The sequence below is a fragment of the Crassaminicella thermophila genome (assembly GCF_008152325.1).
In the GTDB taxonomy this organism is placed as follows: Bacteria; Bacillota; Clostridia; order Peptostreptococcales; family Thermotaleaceae; genus Crassaminicella_A; species Crassaminicella_A thermophila.
Genome location: NZ_CP042243.1, coordinates 2,943,820 through 2,970,602, shown reverse-complemented (window position 1 = coordinate 2,970,602; position 26,783 = coordinate 2,943,820). Strand labels below are relative to the sequence as shown.

The following is a 26,783-nucleotide window of genomic DNA, read 5'->3' as shown; positions in this document are numbered from 1 at the left end:
TTTTTTATTTTTAGCAATTTATACAATTGCATAAAAACCGATACTTAAAATATACTAAGGTTAAGTTTTTCTGACAAATCTTCTAAAACCTTCTTTCCACCAATGCTGTTTCCACTTTCATCTAGTGCTGGGCCAACAACTGCAATACCCATTCGTTTTGGGACAACTGCCATAATACATCCACCTACACCACTTTTTGCAGGGACACCAATTTTTACTGCAAATTCTCCTGAAGCATCATACAATCCACAAGTAATCATAAGGGCTTGTACAATTTGATTTACTTTTTTAGGAATGAGCCTTTCATTTGACCAAGGTACAATACCGCCATTTGCAATTACAGAAGCTATTTTAGCAACATCTTTTACAGTAACTTCAATAGAACACAATTTAAAAGTAAGCGTCTAATACATCCTCTACATCTCGCTCAATTATGTTAGCCCCTTTTAAATAATAAGCAATAGCACGATTGGTATTACCTGTAAGCTTTTCAGAACTATATACCTGATAATTTACTTGAATATCTGGATTATCAGCCATTTTTTTTATCATTTTATGGACACGTTCAAACTTTTCAATTCCATTATCACCAGAGACTAATGATGTACAAGCAATTGCTCCTGCATTAATAAAAGGGTTTAGAGGTTTATGTGAATCTCTTGTTTCTAGTTTGATTATAGAATTAAATGGATCTGAAGATGGTTCTGTTCCTACTTTTGAAAAAACAGTTTCCTTTCCCTTATCCATTAAAGCACATATTAAAGTAACTACTTTTGATACACTTTGAATAGTGAATTTTGTTTCATAATCTCCTGCACAATATTTATTGCACTCTAAGTCCACGATATAAACTCCTAAAGCATCTGGATTAGCCTTTGCAAGCTCAGGGATATATGTTGCTAGTTTTCCTTTTTTTGTCCAAACTCTGTTGTTTTTAATTACTGTTTTTAATAAATTTTCCATTGACTTTCACTCCATCTATTTCATATTGTATTGATTGAAAGATTAGTAGTTACTAAACAAATAAGCAATATTTATGCCAGTTAAATATTTTAAAAGATATTAAAGATAAACAATATCGATATTAAAAAAAGAAATATAAAAAGATAAGTGAATGACTATGATAACTTTTGCTAAAAAAATTACTGAAATTACATAAAAAAATACGTTAAAAACCTTCATTGTTTGAACTAATGTGAGTTTTGAAGGTTTAGTATTTTTTCATGTAATGAAGTTTAGTTTTTTCAAAAGTTATCTGGAATGAACGTTTTTTTTATTTTTATTCTCAATAATACTAAAAAAAAGAAATTTCTTAATTTATTAGATATTTCAGTTAGAGTTATAAAAGCTATTTGTTCGATTTCGCACAATAACCGTGCGGAATCGAACAAATTGATTGATTTCGCACGGTTATTAAAAATACTTTTCCAATCTTCTTTTCAAGGCAAATCTAGAAATTCCCAAAAGCTTTGCAGCATGTGTATGATTTCCTTTTGCTTGCACTAATGCTTTTTTTATATATTTTTTTTCAATTTCTGAAATTTTGTCTTCTAATGAAAATCCTTCTTCTATTTGAAAATCTTCTGTTTCTTTAAATGGTGTATTTTTAGCAATATTGTTTCTTAATTCAATAGGAAGATGATCTATATCTAAAACATTTGCATCATTTAGTATGACCATTCTTTCTATTACATTTTTTAATTCTCGAACATTCCCTGGCCAAGGATATTTAAGAAGATGCCTTTTTGCTTCTTCAGAAAAACCTATGAATGATTTTCTAAACTTATGGGAATAAATTTGCAAAAAATATTCTGCAATTTTTAATATATCTTCTCCTCTTTCGCGAAGTGGAGGGATAAAAATAGGAACAACATTCAATCTATAATACAAATCCTCTCTAAATTCTTTTTTTGCGATGGCTTCTTCCAAATTTTTATTTGTAGCTGCAATAATTCGAATATCTACTCCTATAGATTCTAGTCCACCAATTCTTTTGAATTTTTTTGTTTCTAAAAACCTTAATAATTTTGCTTGTATATCTAGTGGAATTTCTCCTAATTCGTCTAAAAACACGGTACCTCCATCTGCAAGCTCTAAAAGTCCCTTTTTTCTTGCGTTCGCACCGCTGAAAGCATTTTTTTCAAAGCCAAACAATTCACTTTCTAATAATTGGTTTGGGATAGCTGCACAATTTATGCTTAGCATAAGAGAATCCTTTCTAGCGCTGTTTTGATGGATATATGAAGCGACTATTTCTTTTCCTGTTCCAGTTTCTCCGCGGATTAATACAGTAACAGAATCATTTTTTGCCAATATGTCCATCTTTTTGAATATATCCTGCATGATTGGATGCTCACCAATAAATTTGTGAGTATCCTTTGCTTCCCTTTCTTGATAAATTTTAAGCTTTCTTTTCATTGATTGGCTTTTTACTGCTTTAGAAATTGACATATGAATTTCTTCTAGGTCTAAGGGTTTTTTGAGATAATCTATTGCACCTAACTTTATAGCTTTTATTGCTGTTTTGATATCTGCATATGCGGTCATAATAATAATCTCAATGTAATCATCTATTTCTTTAATCTTTTTTGCAATATTAAGACCGTCTTCATCTTTTAATTTCATATCTAAAAGAATTGTATCTGGTCTAAAGTTATATACCTTTTCTAGAGCTTCTTTTCCATCTTTAGCAGTTTCTACTTCATATCCAAAATCTAATAAACCTTCTTTTATTGAAAGTCGAATAATATCTTCATCATCAATTATTAACACTTTTTTTTTCATTTTTATCTCTCCTATATAGTGGTATATATAACTTTATCTTTGTGCCTATATTTATTTGACTTTCTACTTCTATTTCACCATGATTTGCAGTAATTAATTTATGTACAACAGAAAGACCTAATCCTGTACCTGTTTTATTAGTTGTGTAGAAAGGATCAAATATTTTATGGATATTTTCTTTTGAAATACCACATCCATTATCTTCAAAAATTATAAGAATATATTCTTTTTCTTCTATAAATTTCTTTGCTTTTATTTTTAAAGTTCCCTCATTATCCATTGCCCATATTGCATTGGCAATAATATTTAGAAAAATTTGTGCTAATTGGTTTTTATCAAAATATGCTAATAAACAGTTTTCTTCAAATTCCTTCAAAACATTTATATTTTTTTGAGAGATAATTTTGCTTGAAAATTGCAATGCATTTTCTAAAACTTCATAAACATTAACAACTTGAAATTTCGGCAAATTCGGTTTTGCAAAGCTTAATAAATCTGTTATTAATTCATCTAGCCTATCAATTTCGTAGATTGTTGCATCAAAGAGTTTTTTATCTGATAAATTAAGATGACTTGACAATCTTTTTTTTAAAACTTGACAGCTCATTTTCATTCCGGAGAGAGGATTTCTAATTTCATGGGAAAGGGCAGCAGTTAACTGGCCTAATGAAGTTAATCGATTAATTTGATCGATTTTTTCTTCTATTCTTTTTCTGCTGCTAATATCATTAAAGCTACATATTACCCCTATATTTTCTTGATTGGTATTTTTCATGAGTGAAGTAGTAATATCTAAATAAATATTTCTGCCTTCTTCTTTACTTTTAAAGCTTTTTACTTGGTTAATAGACTTTTGTGTTTTTAAGGTATTCATAATCTGGCTTAATAATACTTTTATGATGATTGGATTGTTTTGGGTTGTCTTTTCGATAATATTTACAGCTGCTTGATTATATTTTATTACTTTTCCATTGATATTTGTTGTAATAATTCCTGTTGATATGCTTCTTAATATATCTTCATTAAAATTTTTCATTTCAATAAATTTATTGGTTTTACTGGCAATCTCATTTCTCATTTCATTAAAAGCATGCCCTAATAATCCTAGTTCATCCTTTCTTTTAATATTTATCTTTTTTTTAAAATTACCAGAAATCATATCATTATATGCTTCTAAAAGGATTCCAATGGGTTTTGAAATATTATCTGTAATGAGAATAATAGCTTCTAATGAAAAGAAAATGAAAAGAGGAATGAGTAAAAGTATAACTTTATTTATTTCATGATTTTTATAAGGTATGGCTTCTTTATCAATCAAAAAGCCGATTTTCCAATTCCATTGATGATAAACGCCATATTGTAAAAGATATTGACTTGATATTTCCTGATCATATTTAATGCTTTTTAAAATTTTTTGTTCATTTATACTTTTATCTTTTAAAGTGTTGTATAAAAATTTGTTTTTTTCAATTATGAACATATTTTCTTTCTTCAAAGACTTTATGTAGTCTAGGATAAATGCTTTATCATTATTGTTCTTATCAACAGTGCTTAACAGTACTAGAATGTTATTTAATTCATTGTTTATTCGCAGTATTTCATAGTTTATCAAGGTTTTGTTATAATTCCAGTAGGTAAATATACCTAAAATAAGGACAGGCATTATCATTAAAATCAATAAAGGGAAAATAAGTTTCTTTTTTATCCTTAGCTTCATATAAAAATCTCCAATAGTTTATTTTGATATTAATTATATTATACAATAAAATGAGATATAAATAAGCCTTTTGGTAGGGGGTTGATGATTATGAATATTTCTCATAAATTTGTTTTATTGTTTATAATAGGATGTATTGTAGCATTTTCGTTAATGGGCATTTTTTATTTAGACCATTCAAGAAGTATTATAAATAACCAGTATATCGAATCCTTTGATAGTTCGATTATACAATTAAATAATTCTATTTCTGAGTTTTTTTCTAATTTTGAAAATGCTTTAGATATGTTTTCTAAAAATGAAATGGTGCAAAAGGTTTCTGATGATCCAGAAAAATATTATATTCCTACCATGCAGTTTTTTAAATCATTTCAACAGTCCTATTCGTCAACGGCTTTTGCTTATTTTGCACCTAATAAAATAATTCTAAAAAATAAAAAATTAATTACATGGCCTGATACATCAGATGTTCTAGCTAATACAGATTGGACAGCTAGTAAAAGGCCGTGGTATAAAAATGCAGTTAAAGCAAATGGAAAAATAGCATGGACAAAGCCTTATATAGATGCAACAACAAAAAAACCTATTATTACTATTTCAAAAGTTGTAAAAAACTCTAAGGGTCAATTAAAAGGGGTTATGGCAATAGATTTCTTTTTAGATGAGTTATCCAATAAAATTGAAAATTTTAAAGCCTTTAAACAAGGATATGCTTTCGTGATTGATAAAGATAGATCGGGTTATATTTTTATAGTAAAGGATATGCAAAATAGAAAGTTTGATAAAATTATTAAAGCAGATTGGATGAAGCGTGTATTTGAAAAAAAGTCTGGAAGCTTGAACATAAAAGAGAATAATACTGATTATTATGTTACCTATACAACTAATGAGATAACAGGATGGAAAGTATTAGGGATTATAGAAAAAGAAAAAGTTTACAAAAATACTAGAGATATGATGCAAAAAATATTTACTAGCAGCTTGATTATTATGAGTATAGGAATTTTAACTATTGCTTATATTGCAAAACAAATGACAAAATCTATAAAGGATTTGCGTGAATCTATAAATGATAATGAAAATATCAATGGGGATGATTTACCGAACCAATTTAATTCTTTATTAAAAGAGAACCAAAATTATGAAAGCTTAATAGATGAGTCAAGTGCTTACATGAGCAAATTATTTGAATGTCAATGGGAGTTAGAAAATCTAATGGATATTGTTAAAAATAAAATAGAAGAAAGCTATGATATAGAAATATTTAGGAACCTAGAAAACATTATAGACAAATTAATTAATTTTAGAAATCAATTTGAAAGTAGCAAATCAAAGCTATATCAATTACAAAAAGAAAATATACAAAATCATATGGATTTGGTAGTAGAAAAGATAAAGGAAAGAAAGAATAAGCATATTCCCTTTGAAATTAATGAAATTCTTAATAGGATTGAAAAAAAGATATTTATAAAAGATATAGAAAATTAAAGGGGTTGTAACTATTTTGTAACGATTTTATTAAATAACTATGATATAGTTTATATGTATGAGTATTTGACATAAAGGGGAGAGAGATGTGAGAAAACTTTTATTATTCATTTTAGCTGTATCCCTTATATTAGGTGGATGTGTTAATAAGAAAAATAATACAGCAAAAGAAAGCGAGAAAAAAGAACAAGTAAACCAAGAAAATAAGAGAGAGATTAAAGTAAATAAGGAAGAAGAAGAAAAGATTATGTTTGCATATAGTGAACTTATTAAAAAAGGGAAGCCTTATGAGGTAATGACATTTATAAATGAAAACATTGACAAAGTATCTCAGAAAAATGCAGAGGAAATGATTATAGGATTAGAAAAAGTACAAAAGGAATATATAGATGATTATACAGATATTTTATTTGAGGGAGATTTAGACCAGCAAAAGAAAAAAGTAGATCAATTAGATAAAGTTTTTGGTTCTCAATTCTACAAAGGAAATATAGAAGATATACAAGATGAAGATTTAAGAGCTTTTGTTGTAGAAACCCTTAAAGGAGGCTACAAGTATGTTATGCTAGAAGGAGCTTATTATCCAATAATAGACTATAGCATTTTGAGAAAGTATAAGCCATTTTTGTCAGATCAAATGAAGGATTATATAGAAATTACAGCTGAAGAATCAGATAAGCTTACTTGGAATGATGCAGCAGTAGTTATATCTTGGGAAGAATTAGGTAATAGAGTGATTCAAGCAGAAAATTATGTATCCAAATATCCACAAAGTCCTAAGAAAAAAGAAGTGGGAGAATTATACGCTATGTATATGGGTGCTTATTTATATGGAGCTAGTAATACTCCACTATTCGATTATGAAACAAAGGAAATAAAAGATGAGCTTTTAAAAAGTTATAAAAAGACGATTTCTGAAAATCCAGAAACAGTTACAGCACAAACTATAAAAGAATATCTTAAAATCATAGAGGAAAATGATTATAAAGTAAATGACTATGTTATGGATAAAGCAAATAGCCTTTATAAAAAAGCAATTGAAAGTTTAAAATTAAATGATATTCATCAAGGGTATTAAGGAAAAAAGCTGTGATAAAAATGTCACAGCTTTTTTAGGTATGTTTTTTAAAAATAAAGGAAAATATGAAATATGATATAATATTTTATTATGACTTTTAGGAGGGTAATAAAGTGAGGAGTTTGCCTATTGGTGTGTTTGATTCAGGTATGGGTGGAATTAGTGTTTTAAGAGAAATGAAAAAATTGATGCCACAAGAAGATTACATATATTATGGAGATTCGAAAAATATACCATATGGGAAAAAAACAAAAGAAGAATTAATAGATATTTGTAGCCAAATCGGAGATTATTTTATTAAAAGAGGAGTAAAGGCAATAGTTATTGCTTGTAATACAGCTACTAGTGCTGCTGTAGAAGAATTTAGAAATACTTATTCGATTCCTATTATAGGGGTTGAACCAGCTCTTAAGCCAGCTGTTGAAAAGTACAAAGGTGGAAAAATTATTGTACTTGCTACAGAGGTTACATTAAGAGAAGAAAAGTTTCATAATTTAATGGAAAAGTATATTGAACAAGCAGAAATTGTTAAAATTCCAGCTCCAAAACTTGTAACTCTTGCAGAAAAGGGACTTATTTATGGAGAAGAAGCAGAAAAAGAGATAAAAGAACTTTTTAAAGATATAAATATAGATGAAATATCATCTATTGTACTAGGATGTACACATTATGTATTTTTCAAAAATAGCATGAAAAAAGTTTTAGGAAACCACATAACCTTGATTGATGGAGGAATAGGAACAGCACAACATCTTAAAAATATTCTTTCAGAAAGAGATTGGTTAAAGGATTGTAATAAAGAAGGAAAGATTGAAATAATTAATTCATCTAACGATCAAAGTATGATAGAGCTTTCTTATAGGTTGTTAAATAGTATATAAAAAAGCCGTAAGTTTTTTTGAGTTGTTATATTTATCAATGAATTGAAAAATAACACTCATAAATAAAGCTTTAAAGAAAACTAAGCTTCATAATTTTGAAAAATCCTAACGCACCTAATCAAGACGTCCTGTCTTGTAGGCTGCTGGCTTAGCATTCATGCTAAGTCTATGGATTTTTTTGAAATTCTTCATCAAGTTTTCTTTACTAAAGCTTTGTAATTATTCGTTTTTATTTTTCATTCATAATTTATAGTCTGAAAAAGCCGTAAGGGCTTTTTATTTGTGAATTATAAAAATATGGTATACTTTTATAGGATAATAAAAGTAATAAAGAGGTGTGATATGAAGTATAAAGCAGTTATTTCAGATTTAGATGGAACATTATTAAATTGTCAGCATAGAATTAGTGATTATACAAAAGAAATTATTAATAAGGTTATAGAAAAAGGAATTAAATTTTTTATTGCCACAGGAAGACACCATATGGATGCAACATATATTGGCAAACAATTAGGATTAGATACAACCTTTATTACATCGAATGGTGCTAGAGTGCATAATGAAAAAAGAGAAGAAATTTTTTCGCATGATTTGGATGAAAATATTGTTAGAGAAATTCTAGCCATGGATTTTGATCCTGAAATTCATGTAAATATTTATCAAGGTGATCGATGGCTTACTGAAAAGGAAAATGAATGGGTTAATCAATTTAAGAATGAATCAGGATTTTTCTATGAGCTTGTAAATTTTAAAAAATTAGAAGACTATAAAGCAACAAAGCTTTTTTTGATTTGTGAAAATTATGATAAGTTAGAACGAATAAGAGAGATAATAGATGAAAGATTTTATGGTAAGTTAAATATAGCTTTTTCTCTTCCAGAATGTTTAGAAATAATGCCTAAAGGGATTTCAAAAGGAATGGCGTTAAAGAAAGTTTTAAAGCAATATAATATTAAACCAAAAGAAGTAATAGCTTTTGGTGATGGTTTGAATGATTTTGAAATGTTAAAAACTGTAGGGAAAGGGCTTATAATGGGGAATGCACATTATAAACTAAAAGAGGCACTTCCTGAAAATGAAGTTATTGGAACGAATGATGACGATGGGGTAGCAAAATATTTAAAAGAAGTTTTTTTAACATAGATGAGGTGCTATAAAGCACCTCATTAATCTGTAATTTGAACATTTCCTCTTTGTAAGCCTGTAAAACCTGTTCGTACCAATTCTATGATTCCAAAAGGTTTAATAAGTTCAGTAAAAGCAGAAATTTTTTCGAAATCTCCTGTTAGTTCAATAGTTAAAGTATCACTAGATACATCGATAATTTTTCCTCTAAATATGTTTACTGTTTCAATAATTGTAGCACGATTTTTTGAATCAGCTCTTACTTTTACTAATATAAGCTCTCGATAAATAGATTTTTCTGGCTTTAGTTCTACAATTTTTATAACATTTATAAGTTTATGGAGTTGTTTTTGAATTTGTTCTAGTATATAATCGTCTCCATTGACAGTAATTGTCATACGAGAAATTTTTGGGTTTTCTGTTTCTCCAACGGATAAACTGTCTATATTATAGCCCCTACGGCTAAACAAGCCTGCAATTCTACTTAAAACTCCAGAATTATTTTCAACTAAAATTGATAATACATGCCTGTTCATAATAAGTCCCCCTCTATAAGGTACTAAAATTTGGATCTACTATACATTCTAAGAGATATCCTTTTTTACTCTCTAAAGCTTCTTTTATTGCTGATTCAAATTCTCTATTTGAAGTTACCTGTTTACTATCTAATCCATAAGCTTCTGCAATTTTTACAAAATCGGGACTTTTCTTAAATGAAATGCTAAAGTTTTTTCCTTTTCCATAATGAATATCTTGAAGTTCTCTAACCATTCCCAATCGATAATTATTGAATAGTATTATTGTTATATTTAAATCATTCTCAGATATAGTTCCTAGCTCACTTAAAGACATTTGTATACCGCCATCTCCAACAACACTAATTACCCTTTTATCAGGGCATGCTAATTTTGCACCTACTGCTGCTGGAAGACTATATCCCATTGTGCCTAATCCTCCTGATGTGAAGAATTTTCTATCTCCTTTTATTTCAAAGTTTCGTGCAGCCCAGATTTGATTCTGTCCTACGTCTGCTGTAAGGATTGTTTCTTCATCAACAATATTGGATAAAAACTCCAATGCTTTTTTTGGATTAATATAATCTGTATCTTCATCTTGCTTTATATAATTTTCTTTCAACTGATGGATTTTTTTAATCCATTCATCTGTTTCAAGTGGGGTACATTTTTCAATAAACCTATTTAAAATATTTTTTGCATCTCCAACAATAGGAATAGTTGTATCAACATTTTTGCCTACTTCAGCAGGGTCAATATCTATGTGAATAATATTTTTTTTCTCGTTTAACAGCTTTAAATCTGCAGTAGCACGATCTGCAACTCTTGCACCAATAATCATAAGCAAATCAGATTCGATGACAACTTTATTTGAAAATCCATGCCCATGAGAACCAACCATTCCTACGTAATATGGAGAATCTGAAGGAAGTGCTCCAATTCCCATTAATGTGTGAACAACAGGTATTTTTACTTTTTCTGAAAAAGCCTTTAGTTCTTGATAAGCATTTGCACAGATAATTCCTCCTCCAACACAAATCAAAGGCTTTTTACTTGCTTTTAGTTTTTGTAGAGCCCTTTTGATTTGGCCGTTATGTCCTTCATAGGTTGGTTTATATCCTGGAATATTTGTAGTTTTTGGATAATCGAATTCAATATTTTCATTTTGGATATCTACTGGTATATCAATAAGGACTGGCCCTGGTCTGCCTGTAGCAGCAATATAGAATGCTTCTTTTATTACTTTTGGGATATCTTTAGCATTTTTAATTAAATAATTATGCTTTGTAAAAGGTTCAGTAGAACCTATAATATCCGCTTCTTGAAATACATCTTTCCCAATAGCAGTTGATTTTACTTGTCCTGTAATTATGACAAGAGGAATAGAATCCATATAGGCCGTAGCAATTCCTGTAATTAAATTTGTTGCTCCTGGTCCTGATGTTGCAATACAGACACCTGTTTTTGTACTTGCTCTAGCGTAGCCACTTGCACTATGAGCGGCTGATTGTTCATGTCTAATTAAAATATGTTTTATATCTGACTTTCTCAAAGCTTCATAAAGTGGTAGTACAGCGCCACCAGGATAGCCAAAAATCATATCTACATTTTCTTTTTTTAAACATTGAATTATTGCATCTGAAGCTTTCATAATTTCTCCCCTTTTCAAAAAACATAAACAGCATTTTAAACAAAAATGATTTTAAGTATTGTAACAGAAAAAATATGGATATGTCAATGGTATTTAATGAATATTCAGAAAAGAAAAACCACGATGTTGTTTCAACAATAAAAAACTTTTGCAAAATATAATTTTTTATAAATTGTCAAAAACGATTGACATTAAAATAAGATTTTGGTAAAATACGAAACAATACATGAAAAAACAGATAAAAGCGATGAAGGAGAGCGTGTTTTTCATAAGCAGTTTCAGAGAGTCGGTGGTGGCTGTGAACCGATACTGTAGAAAAATACTACTCACTCCTAAGCAGTTTCTCTGAAATTATAGTAGGAGATAAATGGGTGGCTCCATTATAGGCTAGAGTTTTATAAAACTTGAACGAGAGGTTTCTATATTTATAGAAGCAATTTAAGGTGGTACCGCGGGGAATATATACCTCGTCCTTGAATAATACATTATTCATGGGCGAGGTTTTTTGTATAGGAATATAAAATAGGAGGGTTTATTATGGGAAAACATATTAAAATATTTGATACAACTTTAAGAGATGGAGAACAATCACCAGGATGCAGCATGAATCTTCAAGAAAAGATTCAAATGGCAAAGCAATTAGAACTTTTGAAGGTAGATGTAATCGAAGCTGGTTTTGCTATTGCATCACAAGGAGATTTTAATTCTGTAAAAGAAATTGCAAAAACAGTAAAAAATTGTACTGTTGCAAGTTTAGCTAGAGCTTTGCCGAAAGATATAGATTGTGCATGGGAGGCCGTCAAATATGCTAAAAGGCCAAGAATACACACATTTATTGCTACATCGGATATCCATATGAAATACAAATTGAAAATGAAGCCTGAAGAAGTGCTTGAGAATGCTGTAAATATGGTAAAATACGCAAAAAGATATTGTGAAGATATAGAGTTTTCAGCTGAAGATGCGACAAGGAGTAATCCAAAATTTTTAGCAAGACTTTTTGAAGAAGTTATAAAGGCAGGTGCAACTGTTATTAATATACCAGATACAGTAGGATATACTACACCAGATGAATTCTATGATTTTATTAAAACCATAAAAGAAAATACAAAAAATATCCATAAAGCAGAAATATCTGTACACTGCCACAATGATTTAGGAATGGCAGTTGCAAATACATTAGCTGCTGCAAAGGCTGGGGCTACACAATTTGAATGTACTATAAATGGAATTGGAGAAAGAGCTGGGAATGCAGCATTAGAAGAGATTGTTATGGCTATGCATACTAGAAAAGATATTCTTGATTTGTACTGTAATGTTGATACAACACAGATTATGCGATCAAGTAAGCTTTTAAGCACTATAACGGGTGTACATGTACAACCGAATAAAGCTATTGTAGGAAATAATGCTTTTGCACATGAATCTGGTATTCATCAACACGGTGTATTAGAAGAGCGAAGCACCTATGAGATTATGACACCGCAATCAATTGGTCTTTCTGAAAATAAAATGGTACTTGGAAAACATTCAGGGAAGCATGCTTTTGAAGATCGGTTAAAAACACTAGGATATCATTTGTCAGAAGAAGAATTAATGAAAGCTTTTGAACAATTTAAAGAGCTAGCAGATAAAAAGAAAGTAGTTTATGATGATGATATCGAAGTTATTATAACAAGAAATGCTATTGAAAATCCTCAAGTATATAAGCTAGAAAGATTTGTAATAAACAGTGGAAATACGATTACATCTACGGCATCAGTAGTTCTTATAAAGGATGATTTAGAAATAGAGGAAGCATCAATGGGAGATGGACCTGTAGACGCAGCGTTTAAAGCTATTGAAAAAATAGTAGGTATAAATCTTACTTTAGAAGATTATAAATTGCATTCTGTTACAGAAGGAAAAGATGCACAAGGAGAAGCAGTTGTGAAGATGAAACATAATGGAAAGATTTATACGGGTAGGGGACTAAGTACAGATATTGTTGAAGCAAGTATAAAAGCTTATTTAAGTACAGTGAATAAAATATTGTATCAAACGAGAGAATAAAAGAAAGCTTTAATTATAGTATTTATATTGAAGGGCATATTAATGTATGATATACTTATTGAAGCAAAAAGTAAATAAGACAGTTCGAAACCATCCTGTCTATAAACAAAACTAGGACTAAACTACCGTCTTAGGTAGTTTTTTGTTTATGGGCGGATTATGCCCTTTTTTATTTTTAGAAATGGAGGCTTATGATGAAAAAAATTGGTTTAACAACCACAGTACCTGTAGAAGTTATTTTTGCAGCAGGATATAAACCTGTAGACTTAAATAATCTTTTTATTACATCAAAAGATTATATGAAATATATAGACATTGCTGAAAGAGATGGTTTTCCTAAAAGCCTGTGTGCATGGATTAAGGGAATTTATGGTGCTTGTGTAGAAAATGATATAAAAGAAATAGTAGGAGTTATTGAAGGCGATTGTTCTAACACGAAAGCCCTTTTAGAAGTGCTTGAATTGAGTGGAATTAAGGTGTATCCATTTCTATTTCCTCATAGTCATAAAAAAGAAGATGTAAAAAAAGAAATAATAAAGTTTATGGATATGTTTGAGGTAGATTTGGAAAAAACTGAAAAAGTGAGAGAAAGACTAAATAAGATAAGAGTTTTAGCAAAGGAAATTGATAAATTGACATATGTAGAGTATAAAACAACAGGATTTGAAAATCACTTGTATCAAGTAAGCTTAAGTGATTTTTATGGAGATATTGATAAATGTGAAATAGACTTAAAAAAGGCTGTTTCAGAAATAAAAAAAAGAAAGCCTATAAACAAAAAAATTCGATTAGGATATATAGGTGTTCCTCCTATGACAGGTGATATATATGATTTTGTAGAAAAATTTGATGCTCATTTCGTTTATAATGAAGTTCAAAGGGAATTTGCATTTCCAAGGGCATATGAGGCGAAGAATATATTTGAGCAGTATTATGATTATACTTATCCTTACGATATTGGCTTTAGAATAAAAGAATTAAAAAGACAAATAAAAGAAAGAAAATTAGACGGGATTATCCACTATACCCAGGCTTTTTGTTATAGGGCAGTTGAAGACATAGTAATAAAAAAAGAGCTAGATATTCCAATTTTAAATATTGAAGGAGATAAGCTAAATAAATTAGATGCTCGAACAAAGCTTAGACTAGAAGCATTTTTAGATATGTTAATGGACTTAAAAGGTGGGATTACATGCGAATACTAGGAATAGACCTAGGCAGTAGAGAAGTAAAAATTGCTGTTATGGAAGAAGAAAAAATTATAAAAAAAATAAAGGTAAGCACCATGTCCTTTTATAGAGATTATTGCAGTTTCAACGGAAAAATAATTGTAGATTTAGAAAAACTAGGTATTTACGGAATTGATAGAGCTGTATCAACAGGATATGGAAGGAACAATACTGATTTAAATAAGTTTAAAGCAATAAATGAAATAAAAGCTCATGTGTATGGATGTTTTTATCAGACAAAACTAAAGGATTTCATTCTTTTAGATGTAGGAGGACAAGATGTTAAGATAGTAAAGGTAGAGAATGGTATTATTACGGATTTAGAATTAAATGAAAAATGTGCAGCTTCTTGTGGTAGATATTTAGAGAATATGGCAAATGTATTAGAAATTTCTCTTGATGAGATGAGTAAATATTATGATAACCCTGTTGTATTAAACGCAACTTGTGCTGTATTTTCAGAATCAGAGCTTATTGGAAAGATTGCTGAAGGTGTTGATATAAAAAGTTTATGTGCTGGTGTAAACTATTCCCTTTATAAAAGATTACATCCTATGTTAAATAAATTTAAAGGTAGGAAATTGGTTTTAACAGGCGGTGTAGCAAATAATTCTGCTATAAAGGAATATCTTAAAAAAGATTATGATGAAATTGTTTCAGTAGAGGAACCTCAATTAAATGGGGCAATAGGATGCTGCTACTATGGCAATAAGATTAAAAACTTAAAGGTGGAGGCATAAAAATGTATCTTTTAAAAGCAGAACACAGCTTTGATAGTGCCCATTTTCTTGCAAATTATAATGGAAAGTGTAGAAATATTCATGGGCATAGATGGAAGGTTGAGATTGAAGTTAAATCAGAAAGCTTAATAAGGGGCGGACAGCTTGATGGAATGGTTGTTGACTTTACAGATTTAAAAAGAGATGTGAAAGAAATGGTTGATTTTTATGATCATGCTCTAATTATACAAGAAAACACAATGAGAGAAGAAACCTTAAAGCATTTGATGGAGGATGGATTTAAAATCATCCAAGTAAAATTTAGACCTACAGCAGAGAATTTTGCAGCATTTTTCTTTCACTACATGGAAGAAAAGGGTTATGATGTGAAAAGGGCTAGTGTATATGAGACGCCGACTAATTGTGCAGCTTATGAAAAAAGTGAGGGAAAATAATGTATAAGGTTGTTGAGAAATTTGTAAGTATTAATGGAGAAGGAAGATTATCAGGACAATTAGCTGTTTTTATAAGATTTTTAGGGTGTAATTTAGATTGTAGTTATTGTGATACAAAATGGGCAAATAAAGAAAATACATCATATACTCTTATGAGTGAAGAAGAAATATATGAATATATTAAAGGAACAAAAGTAAAGAATGTTACCCTTACAGGAGGAGAGCCTTTACTTCAAGAGAATATAATCCAATTGATTGAGTATCTGTCAAAGGATAATGAGTTATCCATTGAAATAGAAACTAATGGAAGTGTTTCCTTAAAAGAATTTACAAAAATTAAAAATCGTCCAAGATTTACTATGGATTATAAGCTCCCTTCTAGTGGTATGGAATATAAAATGTTAATAGATAACTTTTCCTACTTAAAAAAAGAGGATACTGTAAAGTTTGTAGCAGGGAGTATGCATGATTTAGAGAGAGCAAAGGATATTATAGACAAGTATGAATTAAAAAATAGAGCAAGTGTATATGTAAGTCCAGTATTTGGGAAAATTGATGTAAAAGGCATGGTAGAATTTATGAAGGAGCATAAAATGAATGATGTGACGCTACAATTGCAGCTTCATAAGATTATATGGGATCCAGAGAAAAAAGGTGTTTAGAAATGGAGGAAGAAAAGTTGAATAAAGAAAAGGCTGTTGTCATATTTAGTGGTGGACAAGACAGTACGACTTGTCTTTTTTGGGCAAAGAAAAGATTTAAAGAAGTGATTGCTATATCATTTGATTATAACCAAAAGCATAAGTTAGAGCTAGAATGTGCAAAGGATATTTGTAAGAAACATAATATTGAGCATTATATTTTAGATATGGCTTTATTAAATCAATTAGCACCAAATTCTTTAACAAGAACAGACATAGAAGTAGATAAAGAAGCCCCAAAAGAAGGATTGCCAAATTCTTTTGTTGATGGAAGGAATATGCTGTTTTTAACCTTTGGAGCTATTTTTGCAAAGCAAAGAGGAATAAATCATATAATAACAGGTGTATCTCAAAGTGATTTTAGTGGATATCCAGACTGCAGAGATGTATTTATAAAATCTATCAATGTAACTTTAAATTTAGCAATGGATTACCAATTTGTCATTCATACCCCTCTTATGTGGATCAATAAGGAAGAAACTTGGAAGCTTGCCTATGACTTAGGGGTATTAGATATTATTAAGGAAGAAACATTAACTTGTTATAATGGGATAAAAGGGAATGGCTGCGGAGAATGTCCAGCTTGTCATTTAAGAAAGAAAGGATATTTAGATTTTAAAAAATCAAATAATCTATAAAAACCCTCTTTTTAAAAAAGGGGGTTTTCTAATAGATGTTTATATACCTGTACTGCTTTTTTTGCCATTGTATCTATTGTATATTTTGTTGCAGTTTTAAAGGCTTCTATAGACATTTGTTTTAGTTTTCTTGGGTTTTCTAATAAAACAATTAATTGATTTGCCCAATCTTCTATTTTTTCCTTTGTGATATATCCATTTACACCGTCTTTGATAATGTCTCGAATGCCAAAACTAGATACAGCAACTACAGGCAGGGAGGCTGCCATGGCTTCTAATATGACGAGTCCTTGTGTTTCTGCTGTGGATGAAAACACAAAAATATCGGAAGCCATATAATATTTGTTTATTTCAGTTGGAGGGATTTCTCCTAATAGATAAACGATATCATTTAATTTATGTTTGAATATATAATTTTTTATATTTTGTTTCTCTGGACCATCTCCAGCAATTATGCATTTAAATTTAACGGAGGTATGATTTTTTACATGTTTTAAACCTTCTAGTAAAAAGAATAAGTTTTTTTCTTTTGAAAGTCTTGAAGCACAAAATAATAGAATATGTTCTTCTTTTAAATATTTTCTTCTGATTTGTTCTGTTTCTTTGTAAGTTACTTTATATTGATTTAAATCGATTCCTGTAGGCAAAATTTCAATAGGTGTTTTTATAGCTAGAGACTGCAAATGTTCTTTTGCTGACAGTGTAGGAGCAAAAACACCGTCACAATCAGAAGAAAACTGTTTTACCATATGATTTGGAAGCCATTCACCAATTTTTTTACCTATGTAGGGGATCATGTGAACACATCTTTCAAATCGTGTATGATAAGTAAAGACAATTGGAATTTTATATTTTTTTGCTAAAGACATTCCTTTTTCTCCCATCCAATATGGATGATGCACATGAACAATATCAATGGGAAGGTTTTTAAAGGTTTCTTCTATATGTGAAGAAAATATATCAGAGATTGCAAAATTAAATTTATCTGTTTTTAAATACTTCAGTAGTTTACATCGAATGATATCCTCATGATCATGATTTTTATACATAGGATATTCAGGAGCAAATATATAAACACGGTGTCCAAGCTCTCTTAAACCTTCAGCTAACCGATGAATAGATAGCGGAACTCCTCCTATGAAAGGTAGGTAGTTATTTGTAAACATAGCAATATGTAATTGTTTTTTTTCTTTGAAGGCAACAGGGGTATAGGGTGCATTTTTATAAATGATCTTATGTTTTAGCATATGCTAAGCCCTCTCCTTCCTTTTAAATGTATCTTATTTATAATTTTCCCAAAAATCTACTGCATGTATGCAATAAAAAAGAGAACAATATTCTTTCAAAGACTATTGTTCTCTTTTTTATTTATAGAAATGATACAAAAAGTTTATGTAATTCTCCTTTTAAATGGATGTCAAATTTTCTAAGTACTTTATCTAAAGCTTTTAAGGTGATATATAGTTTTTCTTCATAACAATTTTCACCCATATGTCCAATTCTTATTACTTTGTTTTTTAAAAATCCAAAGGCTCCAGCAATCATAACTTTGTGTTCTTTAAGCATTGTATCAAAAATTTGTTGATATGTTACGCCTTTAGGAATATTTATTGTAGTAACTGTATTTGAAAATCCATCTAGTGGATATAATGCTAGTCCTGCATAAACTAAACTTTTCCGAACTGCTTCTGCAATTTTTTTATGTCTTTCTAAATAAGATTCTTCTCTTAATAATCGATCTAGGGCAGCTTTTAATCCATAGATATCACTAATAGGCTGTGTATAAGGGAACCATTTTTCTTCATACCAGTTTTTCCATTGGGACAAATTACAGTAAAAACCTGCAATAGGTATTTTTCTATTTAATATTTTATCCCAAGCATATTGGCTGATACTTAAAAGGGTTAATCCTGGAGGAGCAGATAAACATTTTTGTGTTCCACCTAATAGAATGTCTATTTGCCACTTATCTGTTTCTAAAGGTTCTCCTCCAATAGCAGAAACAGAGTCTACTACTGTAATAATGTTATATTTTTTTAACATTGGACAAATAAGATTGATTGGATTTGTAATCCCTGAAGGGGTTTCGCAATGAACTAATGTAGCAATTTTAAAATCGTGTTGATCTTTTAAAAACTCTTCTAATTTTTCTACATCAACAGCGCTACGGTAATCTGACTGAAAATATACCACTTCTGCACCATACATTTTTGCAAAATCTCCAAAACCATTTCCAAATATTCCGTTATCAATACATAAAACCTTATCTCCTGGTTCAATAAGGGAAGCACAAGCTGCCTCTAGACCTAGAATTGCTTCTCCGCTCAATATAAGTACTTCATTTTTCGTATTGAAAAGCTCTTGTATTGTTTCACAAGTTTCTTTATAAAATGTATAAAATTTAGGATCTAAATCTGGGTTGGTAATTGATTGAGAAAGTGCATTTCTTACTTCTTCATGAATATAGGTTGGTCCAGGAGTCATAATTAAGGGCTGTTGCATGAGGTACACTCCTTTCTAAAAATTTAAAGCTTTTTTATTATTGCTATTTTATTATATCATAATCCAACACTATTATTTCCAAATTTTTACTAAGTCCCTAGCATATACTAGGGACTTATTTATAGTAGTATAATTCGAATCTTAGCAAACAGCTTGTTTTTTAGCAATATGATCGATCTTTTCTAAGATTTTTTCTACAGATAATTTAGAAGCGTTTATTATTAGAACACATTTTTCTTTACTTAGACAGATCCATTCTAAAGATTTCATTTGTTCCCAATCTTCATCTATATTTGAAACAATATAAATGGAAGTATCCTGATTCATTTCATTGGCAATATTATGCCCTCTTATTTCAAGAGCTTCACGAATAAGATGTAAATCATTCTGAACAGATATAGTTAGCATGTAAAATCCCCCTTTGTGTTATTGTGTATTAATATATATGCTTACGTTATGCAGTATGTGAGGATTAAAAAAATAACAGGTTTTCATAGATATACATATTTTTAACGAGTGAATGGGGAATAAAATATGGGAAAAATCATCTTTTTTACGCTATATGAAAGAATATGCTCTAATATGATTGTTAAAAAATAGAACAAAGTCTATAAGATTATGAAGAATTTAACAAAAAACAAAAGAAAATTTTGAAAAATGTTAAAAAAATAATTATTCTTGAAATTTCTTAAAAATAACTTTATAATAAGTATAAAATTAAATAGTAACCAGATGAGAATAGTGCGAGATATCTTTTGGAAGATAGCCGAAGAAGCAATATAAAAAGAAATTGTCAATCTTTTTATAGAAACTTTCAGGCAAAGGGAGCCCTATTTGATGGAACTCTGGAGAGTCCGATGATTCGGCGCCGAAGGAGGAATACGTATGATACGTAGAAACTCTCAGGTTAAATGACAGAGGAATATGATGGCAAATGCTGTGATTGTGCCATTATATTCCTCTTTTTTATTGATAAAAAGGTAAGGGGGATTTTGTTTATGAAGGAACTAAAAAAAACTTCTCTTTTTGAAGCTCATAAGAGGTATGGGGCAAAAATGATTGATTTCTCAGGGTGGGTTCTTCCATTACAATATGAAGGGATAACGGCTGAACATGAAGCTGTAAGAAATTTTGCAGGATTATTTGATGTATCTCATATGGGAGAAGTAGAGGTTAAAGGAAACGAGGCCTTTGATTTTGTTCAAAATTTGATTACAAATGATGCATCAATACTTGAAGATCATCAAGTCATTTATACCCTTATGTGCTATCCATATGGTGGAGTTGTGGATGATCTTTTAGTTTATAAGTTTACAAATAAGCATTTTTACCTTGTTATAAATGCTAGTAATGTAGAGAAAGATTTTAATTGGATGAAGCAAAACTTAGGAAATTATGATGTAGAACTTACGAATATTTCTGATAATGTCTCTGAAATGGCTATACAGGGGCCAAATGCAGAGAAGATATTGCAAAAACTAACAGATACAGATCTTTCAACAATTAAATTTTTCTATTGTAAAAAGGATGTAAAAGTAGCTGGAGCTAACTGTTTAATTTCAAGGACAGGGTATACAGGGGAGGATGGATTTGAAATTTATTTATCCCATGAAGATGCAGAAACTGTATGGGATAAGTTATTGAAGGTAGGGAAGGAATTTGGATTGAAACCTGCTGGTCTTGGGGCTAGAGATACTTTGAGATTTGAAGCTACTCTGCCCCTTTATGGGAATGAACTTTCAGAGAATATAACCCCATTAGAAGCTGGATTAGGATTCTTTGTAAAGCTTGATAAACAAAATTTTATTGGAAAAGAAGCTTTACTAAAACAAAAAGAAGAAGGACTTAAAAGAAAGATTGTAGGATTTGAAATGATCGATAGAGGAATCCCTAGACATGGATATGATGTAATTGCTGATGGAAGGAATATTGGTTTTGTAACGACTGGATATTCAGCTATAACAGTAAAGAAAAACATTGGGCTTGCAATGGTTGATATTGAATATGCAAAATTGGGAACACCTATTGAGATTAAAGTGAGAAAGAAAAACTTAAAGGCAAAGGTAATTAGTAAAAAGTTTTATACCAAAAATTATAAAAAATAGATTAAAGGAGGAAGTTATGATGAAAATATTAGAAGGACTTTATTATTCAAAGGATCATGAGTGGATTAAAGTTGATGAAGGCAAAGCTTATATTGGTATTACAGATTATGCACAAAAGGCTCTTGGTGAAATTGTTTATGTTGAAATGCCGGAGATTGATGATGAATTAAATGTAGGAGATGTTTTTGGAGTGATTGAGTCTGTAAAAGCTGCTTCAGACTCCTATACACCTGTTTCAGGAAAGGTTATTGAAATAAATGAAGAATTAGAAGATTCACCTCAGCTTTTGAATGAAAATCCATATGAAAGTTGGATATTTGTAATAGAAATGAGGGATAAATCTGAACTTGAAAACTTAATGAGCTCTGAAGAATATGAAGAATTCTTAAAAACTGAGAGCCATTAGTTTTACCATAAGGGGGAGACTGTATGCATAGATATATTCCAAATACAAAAGCGGATAAAAAAGAAATGCTAGATTATATTGGGGTTTATGATATAAAAGATTTATTTGAAGATATTCCTAAAGAACTTCAATTAGATGGAAAACTAGATTTAAAAAATCCTTTATCTGAAATAGAACTTATAAAGCATATGGAAGGTATTGCTAGTAAGAACAAAAGTGTTGATGATTTTATTTGTTTTTTAGGAGCAGGAGCTTATGATCATTATATTCCATCGGTGGTAAAACACTTGGCTAAAAGGTCTGAGTTTTTTACAGCATATACACCATACCAACCAGAAATAAGCCAAGGAACCCTTCAGGTTATATTTGAGTATCAAACAATGATTTGCAATCTTACAGGTATGGACATATCCAATGCTTCCATGTATGACGGACCAACAGCTTGTGTTGAGGCATCCCTTATGGCTTGTACAAATACAAAACGTAAATCTATTATAGTATCCAAAACCGTTCATCCAGAAGTTAGAAAAGTACTTCATACCTACATGAAATTTAAAGATATTGAAATTGTTGAAGTAGATATGACAGATGGCGTTACGGATATAGAAAAATTAAAATCTTTGGTAGACAAAAAAACAGCAGGTGTTATAGTTCAAAGTCCTAATTTCTTTGGGATTATAGAAGATCTAACAGAAGTAGAGAAAATTACTCATGAAAATAAAGGAATGCTGATTTCCTATGTTGATCCAATTTCTCTTGGTATATTAAAAAAACCTGGAGAACTAGGAGCAGATATTGTTGTTGGAGAAGGGCAGTCTTTAGGAAATCCATTGAATTTTGGAGGTCCTTATTTAGGTTTTTTTGCCACAAGAAAAAAGCTAGCAAGGAAAATGCCGGGAAGAATCGTTGGAGAGTCTGTTGATTTAGATGGAAAAAGGGCTTTTGTATTAACATTACAAGCAAGGGAACAGCATATTAGAAGGTATAAAGCGACTTCAAATATTTGTTCAAATCAAGGACTCAATGCATTAATGGCTGCTATATATTTAATTACTATGGGAAAAGAGGGACTTAAAGAAGTAGCTATTCAATGTGTGCAAAAATCTCATTATGCTTTTGAAGAACTTACGAAGAATGGGAAATTCAAACCATTATTCAATAAACCATTTTTTAAAGAGTTTGCATTAACGAGTGAGTTAGATAGTGAAACTGTCAACAAAGAATTACTAAAAAGTGGAATGATTGGTGGATATGAATTAGAAAAAGATTATCCTGAGTTTAAGAAAGGTTTGTTATTCTGTGTAACTGAAAAGAGAACGAAGAAAGAAATTCAAAAGCTTGCGCGTGTATTGGAGGTGATAGAGTGAAAACATATAACAAATTAATATTTGAGATTTCAAAAGAAGGGAGAAAAGCATACTCTCTTCCAAAATGTGATTGCTTTGTAGGGGAAATAAATCAAATCATACCAAGTACATTTTTAAGTGAAGAGGATGTGGATTTGCCTGAAGTAAGTGAAGTGGATGTTGTAAGACATTTTACAAATTTATCAAATAAAAATTATGGCGTGGATACAGGTTTTTACCCTTTAGGATCATGTACAATGAAATACAATCCTAAAGTGAATGAAGATGTGGCACAAATAAATGGACTAATGGATGTGCATCCTTACCAACCTGAGGAGACAATACAAGGTTCTCTTGAGCTAATGTATGGATTAGATCAAATGCTTTCAGAAATATCAGGCATGGATCGAGTTACCCTTCAGCCTGCTGCTGGTGCCCATGGGGAGCTTACAGGACTTATGATTATAAAAGCTTATCATGAAAGTAGAAAAGATTGGAAAAGAAAAAAGATAATTGTACCAGATTCGGCTCATGGTACAAATCCAGCAACGGCTGCTGTTGCAGGATTTGAGATTGTTGAAATAAAGTCTGATGAAAATGGAGCCGTTGATATAAGCAGCTTGAAAGAAGCTTTAGATGAAGAAGTGGCAGGACTTATGTTAACCAATCCAAGCACCCTTGGTCTTTTTGAAAAAAATATAAAAGAAATTGCTAGTCTTGTTCATGAGGCAGGAGGACTTTTGTATTATGATGGAGCCAATATGAATGCCATTATGGGGATTACAAGGCCAGGAGATATGGGGTTTGATGTAATGCACTTTAATCTTCACAAGACATTTTCTACACCTCATGGAGGAGGTGGGCCTGGTAGTGGACCAGTAGGAGTTAAAGAGCATTTAGTTAAATTCCTTCCATTCCCTGTTATTGAAAAGAAAGACAATAAATTCGTTTTAGATTATGACAGACCGGATTCTATAGGTAAAATCAAAGGATATTATGGAAATTATGGTGTAATGATAAAAGCTTATGCATATATTCTTTCTATGGGAGCAGAGGGGCTTAGAGAAGTGAGTGAAACAGCAGTACTTAATGCTAATTATATGATGCACAAGCTCAAAGAACATTATGTTTTACCTATAGATAAAACTTGCAAGCATGAGTTTGTATTAGGGGGGCTTGATAGCAGAGAAGTTTCGACTTTAGATATAGCGAAGAGATTACTTGATTATGGATATCATCCTCCAACCATATATTTTCCATTAATTGTTCATGAAGCGATTATGATTGAACCTACAGAAACAGAGAGTCGAGAGACTATTGATGGATTTATTGAAACAATGATTAAAATTTCGGAAGAGGCGAAAGAAAACCCTAATATTTTAAAAAATTCGCCACATAATACACCGGTTAGAAGAATAGATGAGGCTAGAGCAGCAAGAAATTTAATCTTAAAGTGGACTAAATAATGGTAAAAGGAGAGGAGAAAAATGTTATTTCCTTATGATACAAATGTAGAACAAGCGTTTAAAAATAGTATCGAAAATTCTATAAAAGAAAGAGAATCAAATATATGTGAAACATGAGATCCAGTAAAAGTAATGGCACTTTCGTGGGGAGTGAAAGAAAATGTAGATCCTAAATATGCGGATATAGTCAAAGAATATATAGCTGACATGGAAGGTTCTAATGTAAAACTAGATTCTGAAAAAACAGTAGCAATTCTTAAAGCTGGGTTAAAGGAAAGAAAAGGGAAATATATCTTAATATTTAGATATCAACTAGTTTAAGTTTTATAACAATAAATACCTCCCTAAAAAGTGGGAGGTATTTTAATATAAAGGAGATAGAGAAAATGAAACTAAATGTAATGACTTTAGGAAGATGTGAATATGAAAATGCGTTGGATATTCAGTATGATATTTTAAAAAAAAGGCAAGATGGATATATAGAAGATACATTGATCTTAGTGGAACATCTACCTGTTATTACTTTAGGAAGACGTGCTGAAAAATCTAATATTATTGGGTCAGAAAAATTATTAGAGGATAGTGGAATAAAAATATACCAAACAAATAGAGGTGGAGATGTTACTTATCATGGACTTGGTCAAATCGTTGGATATCCTATATTTAATTTAAAAAAAATGCATATAGGGATAAGAAAGTTTGTTAGAAATATTGAAGAGGTTTTTATTCGACTTTTAAAGGATAAATACAATATTGATGCAGAGAGAAATCAAGAACATACAGGAGTTTGGGTTAATAACAATAAGATCGTTGCAATAGGTTTAGCAGTAAAAAAGGGTGTTACGATGCATGGATTTTCCTTTAATGTTAATTCTAATTTAGATCATTTCAAATTGATTGTACCTTGTGGTATATCTGACAAGGGAGTTACATCTATTGAACGTATTCTAGGAAAAACTGTTGATTTTCATGAAGCAAATCAATATGTTATAGAATATTTCTCTAAAATTTTCAATCAAGACCATCTATAATCTAAGTAAAGGAGGATTTTCATGGTAATAAAAAGAAAGCCGGATTGGTTAAGGATAAATCTTAATAAAGGGCGTAGCTTAGATTATGTAAAGGATATACTTGAAAAATTTTCATTGCATACTGTTTGCGAAGAAGCAAATTGTCCAAATAGGATGGAATGTTTTAGCAAAAAAACGGCAACTTTTATGATTTTAGGGAGTGAATGTTCACGTAATTGTAAGTTTTGTAATGTGACAAATGGAAAACTTCAAGAAGTTGATCATATGGAACCAGAAAATATTGCTAGTGCAGCTATAGAATTAGGGCTTAAACATGTAGTTATTACTTCTGTAACAAGGGATGATTTAGATGATGGAGGAGCAGAGCATTTTGCTAATGTAATCAAAGCAATAAAATCACGAGATGAAAAAATTGTTGTTGAAGTACTGATTCCTGACTTTCAGGGTGATGATAATGCGCTAAAAAAGGTTGTAGATGGGAAACCAGAGATCATTAATCATAATATTGAAACCGTTAAAAGATTATATGATAAAGTTCGTCCAGAAGCTATCTACAAACGTTCTTTGGAGCTATTAAGAAATGTGAAAGTGATGGATAAAAATATCCTAACGAAATCAGGAATTATGGTTGGGCTTGGTGAAAAAGATAATGAAGTATTAGAAGTTCTAAAGGATTTAAGAAAAAGTGGGATGTGATTTTTTAACCATTGGCCAATACTTAGCCCCTAGCAAAAAACATTATCCAGTTGTAGAATATGTGCATCCAAAAATCTTTGAAAAATATAAAAAAGAGGCCCTTCAGTTAGGTTTTAGATTTGTAGCATCAGATCCTTTTGTAAGGAGTTCATATCATGCAGAAAAAATGTATGCTGAAGCTAAAGCATGACAAATTGT

Annotated in this window: 23 protein-coding genes, 2 pseudogenes, 1 riboswitch and 1 other annotated feature; of the genes and pseudogenes, 17 read left to right on the top strand and 8 right to left on the bottom strand. The window is 30.3% G+C overall.

Translation table 11 applies throughout. The annotated features are described in order from the left end of the window. Positions 1 to 44 precede the first annotated feature (44 nt). The 3 genes and pseudogenes from glsA to FQB35_RS14990 form a co-directional block, all read right to left on the bottom strand. Positions 45 to 963 (bottom strand): annotated as a pseudogene (gene glsA / locus FQB35_RS15000) (glutaminase A). A 450-nt stretch (positions 964 to 1,413) separates the two neighbouring features. Further along, positions 1,414 to 2,784: a sigma-54-dependent transcriptional regulator gene (locus FQB35_RS14995; protein WP_148810636.1), complete on the bottom strand. Its 1,371-nt coding sequence runs from the start codon at positions 2,782 to 2,784 to the stop codon at positions 1,414 to 1,416. Beyond that, positions 2,759 to 4,501 carry a sensor histidine kinase gene (locus FQB35_RS14990; protein WP_148810635.1) on the bottom strand — a complete coding sequence of 581 codons (1,743 nt, stop codon included), beginning with the start codon at positions 4,499 to 4,501 and terminating at the stop codon, positions 2,759 to 2,761. The genes FQB35_RS14995 and FQB35_RS14990 overlap by 26 nt, the downstream gene beginning before the upstream one ends. Before the next feature lie 90 nt (positions 4,502 to 4,591). Between FQB35_RS14990 and FQB35_RS14985 the strand changes: the two genes are divergently transcribed. The 4 genes from FQB35_RS14985 (at position 4,592) to FQB35_RS14970 (ending at position 9,091) form a co-directional block, all read left to right on the top strand. Continuing rightward, positions 4,592 to 5,989: a cache domain-containing protein gene (locus FQB35_RS14985; protein ID WP_168198378.1), complete on the top strand. Its 1,398-nt coding sequence runs from the start codon at positions 4,592 to 4,594 to the stop codon at positions 5,987 to 5,989. A gap of 88 nt (positions 5,990 to 6,077) precedes the next feature. Continuing rightward, positions 6,078 to 7,067 (top strand): hypothetical protein, encoded by a 990-nt coding sequence (locus FQB35_RS14980; protein WP_148810633.1) that lies wholly within the window; start codon positions 6,078 to 6,080, stop codon positions 7,065 to 7,067. Positions 7,068 to 7,180: 113 nt separating this feature from the next. Beyond that, positions 7,181 to 7,948 (top strand): glutamate racemase, encoded by a 768-nt coding sequence (gene murI, locus FQB35_RS14975; protein ID WP_269902695.1) that lies wholly within the window; start codon positions 7,181 to 7,183, stop codon positions 7,946 to 7,948. A 342-nt stretch (positions 7,949 to 8,290) separates the two neighbouring features. After that, positions 8,291 to 9,091, top strand: a complete 801-nt coding sequence (locus tag FQB35_RS14970; protein WP_148810632.1) for a Cof-type HAD-IIB family hydrolase — start codon at positions 8,291 to 8,293, stop codon at positions 9,089 to 9,091. A 23-nt stretch (positions 9,092 to 9,114) separates the two neighbouring features. Here the strand turns inward: FQB35_RS14970 and ilvN are convergent, their stop codons facing one another. Both ilvN and ilvB read right to left on the bottom strand, forming a co-directional pair. Beyond that, complete coding sequence (ilvN, locus tag FQB35_RS14965) at positions 9,115 to 9,609, bottom strand: acetolactate synthase small subunit (RefSeq protein ID WP_148810631.1); 495 nt, start codon at positions 9,607 to 9,609, stop codon at positions 9,115 to 9,117. Positions 9,610 to 9,622: 13 nt separating this feature from the next. Continuing rightward, a complete protein-coding gene (gene ilvB / locus FQB35_RS14960; RefSeq protein ID WP_148810630.1) occupies positions 9,623 to 11,239 on the bottom strand; it encodes a biosynthetic-type acetolactate synthase large subunit in 1,617 nt (538 codons plus the stop codon). 238 nt (positions 11,240 to 11,477) lie between these two features. Further along, positions 11,478 to 11,717 (top strand) — a binding site (T-box leader). A gap of 59 nt (positions 11,718 to 11,776) precedes the next feature. Here ilvB and FQB35_RS14955 point away from each other — a divergent pair. From FQB35_RS14955 to queC, 6 genes are all read left to right on the top strand, one after another. After that, a complete protein-coding gene (locus tag FQB35_RS14955) occupies positions 11,777 to 13,291 on the top strand; it encodes a 2-isopropylmalate synthase (protein ID WP_148810629.1) in 1,515 nt (504 codons plus the stop codon). 194 nt (positions 13,292 to 13,485) lie between these two features. Then, positions 13,486 to 14,496, top strand: a complete 1,011-nt coding sequence (locus tag FQB35_RS14950) for a 2-hydroxyacyl-CoA dehydratase family protein (RefSeq protein ID WP_148810628.1) — start codon at positions 13,486 to 13,488, stop codon at positions 14,494 to 14,496. Beyond that, complete coding sequence (locus tag FQB35_RS14945; RefSeq protein ID WP_148810627.1) at positions 14,484 to 15,260, top strand: acyl-CoA dehydratase activase; 777 nt, start codon at positions 14,484 to 14,486, stop codon at positions 15,258 to 15,260. Before FQB35_RS14950 ends, FQB35_RS14945 begins: the two co-directional genes overlap by 13 nt. 2 nt (positions 15,261 to 15,262) lie before the next feature. Then, positions 15,263 to 15,694 carry a 6-carboxytetrahydropterin synthase QueD gene (gene queD, locus FQB35_RS14940; protein ID WP_148810626.1) on the top strand — a complete coding sequence of 144 codons (432 nt, stop codon included), beginning with the start codon at positions 15,263 to 15,265 and terminating at the stop codon, positions 15,692 to 15,694. Next, positions 15,691 to 16,356 carry a putative 7-carboxy-7-deazaguanine synthase QueE gene (gene queE / locus FQB35_RS14935; protein WP_148810625.1) on the top strand — a complete coding sequence of 222 codons (666 nt, stop codon included), beginning with the start codon at positions 15,691 to 15,693 and terminating at the stop codon, positions 16,354 to 16,356. Before queD ends, queE begins: the two co-directional genes overlap by 4 nt. Positions 16,357 to 16,358: 2 nt before the next feature. Then, positions 16,359 to 17,033, top strand: a complete 675-nt coding sequence (queC, locus tag FQB35_RS14930) for a 7-cyano-7-deazaguanine synthase QueC (RefSeq protein ID WP_207707318.1) — start codon at positions 16,359 to 16,361, stop codon at positions 17,031 to 17,033. Positions 17,034 to 17,044: 11 nt separating this feature from the next. On the opposite strand, the gene FQB35_RS14925 is transcribed toward queC, so the two are convergent. The 3 genes from FQB35_RS14925 to FQB35_RS14915 form a co-directional block, all read right to left on the bottom strand. Further along, complete coding sequence (locus FQB35_RS14925; protein ID WP_148810623.1) at positions 17,045 to 18,280, bottom strand: glycosyltransferase; 1,236 nt, start codon at positions 18,278 to 18,280, stop codon at positions 17,045 to 17,047. 121 nt (positions 18,281 to 18,401) lie between these two features. Continuing rightward, positions 18,402 to 19,535, bottom strand: coding sequence for a pyridoxal-phosphate-dependent aminotransferase family protein (locus FQB35_RS14920; RefSeq protein WP_148810622.1), 1,134 nt, complete (start codon positions 19,533 to 19,535; stop codon positions 18,402 to 18,404). A gap of 141 nt (positions 19,536 to 19,676) precedes the next feature. Continuing rightward, a complete protein-coding gene (locus FQB35_RS14915; RefSeq protein WP_148810621.1) occupies positions 19,677 to 19,943 on the bottom strand; it encodes a YkuS family protein in 267 nt (88 codons plus the stop codon). A gap of 427 nt (positions 19,944 to 20,370) precedes the next feature. Continuing rightward, positions 20,371 to 20,463, top strand: a riboswitch (glycine riboswitch). Between the two features lie 70 nt (positions 20,464 to 20,533). Between FQB35_RS14915 and gcvT the strand changes: the two genes are divergently transcribed. The 7 genes and pseudogenes from gcvT (at position 20,534) to lipA (ending at position 26,775) form a co-directional block, all read left to right on the top strand. Beyond that, on the top strand, positions 20,534 to 21,640 hold the full coding sequence (gene gcvT / locus FQB35_RS14910; RefSeq protein ID WP_148810620.1) for a glycine cleavage system aminomethyltransferase GcvT: 1,107 nt from the start codon (positions 20,534 to 20,536) through the stop codon (positions 21,638 to 21,640). Positions 21,641 to 21,659: 19 nt separating this feature from the next. Then, on the top strand, positions 21,660 to 22,046 hold the full coding sequence (gene gcvH / locus FQB35_RS14905) for a glycine cleavage system protein GcvH (RefSeq protein ID WP_148810619.1): 387 nt from the start codon (positions 21,660 to 21,662) through the stop codon (positions 22,044 to 22,046). Between the two features lie 23 nt (positions 22,047 to 22,069). After that, positions 22,070 to 23,413 (top strand): aminomethyl-transferring glycine dehydrogenase subunit GcvPA, encoded by a 1,344-nt coding sequence (gene gcvPA / locus FQB35_RS14900; protein ID WP_148810618.1) that lies wholly within the window; start codon positions 22,070 to 22,072, stop codon positions 23,411 to 23,413. Then, positions 23,410 to 24,858: an aminomethyl-transferring glycine dehydrogenase subunit GcvPB gene (gcvPB, locus tag FQB35_RS14895; RefSeq protein WP_148810617.1), complete on the top strand. Its 1,449-nt coding sequence runs from the start codon at positions 23,410 to 23,412 to the stop codon at positions 24,856 to 24,858. Before gcvPA ends, gcvPB begins: the two co-directional genes overlap by 4 nt. Positions 24,859 to 25,008: 150 nt before the next feature. Then, complete coding sequence (locus FQB35_RS14890; RefSeq protein ID WP_207707317.1) at positions 25,009 to 25,179, top strand: hypothetical protein; 171 nt, start codon at positions 25,009 to 25,011, stop codon at positions 25,177 to 25,179. 65 nt (positions 25,180 to 25,244) lie between these two features. Beyond that, positions 25,245 to 25,889: a lipoyl(octanoyl) transferase LipB gene (lipB, locus tag FQB35_RS14885; protein WP_148810615.1), complete on the top strand. Its 645-nt coding sequence runs from the start codon at positions 25,245 to 25,247 to the stop codon at positions 25,887 to 25,889. Positions 25,890 to 25,910: 21 nt separating this feature from the next. Beyond that, positions 25,911 to 26,775 (top strand): annotated as a pseudogene (gene lipA / locus FQB35_RS14880) (lipoyl synthase). Positions 26,776 to 26,783: the final 8 nt, after the last annotated feature.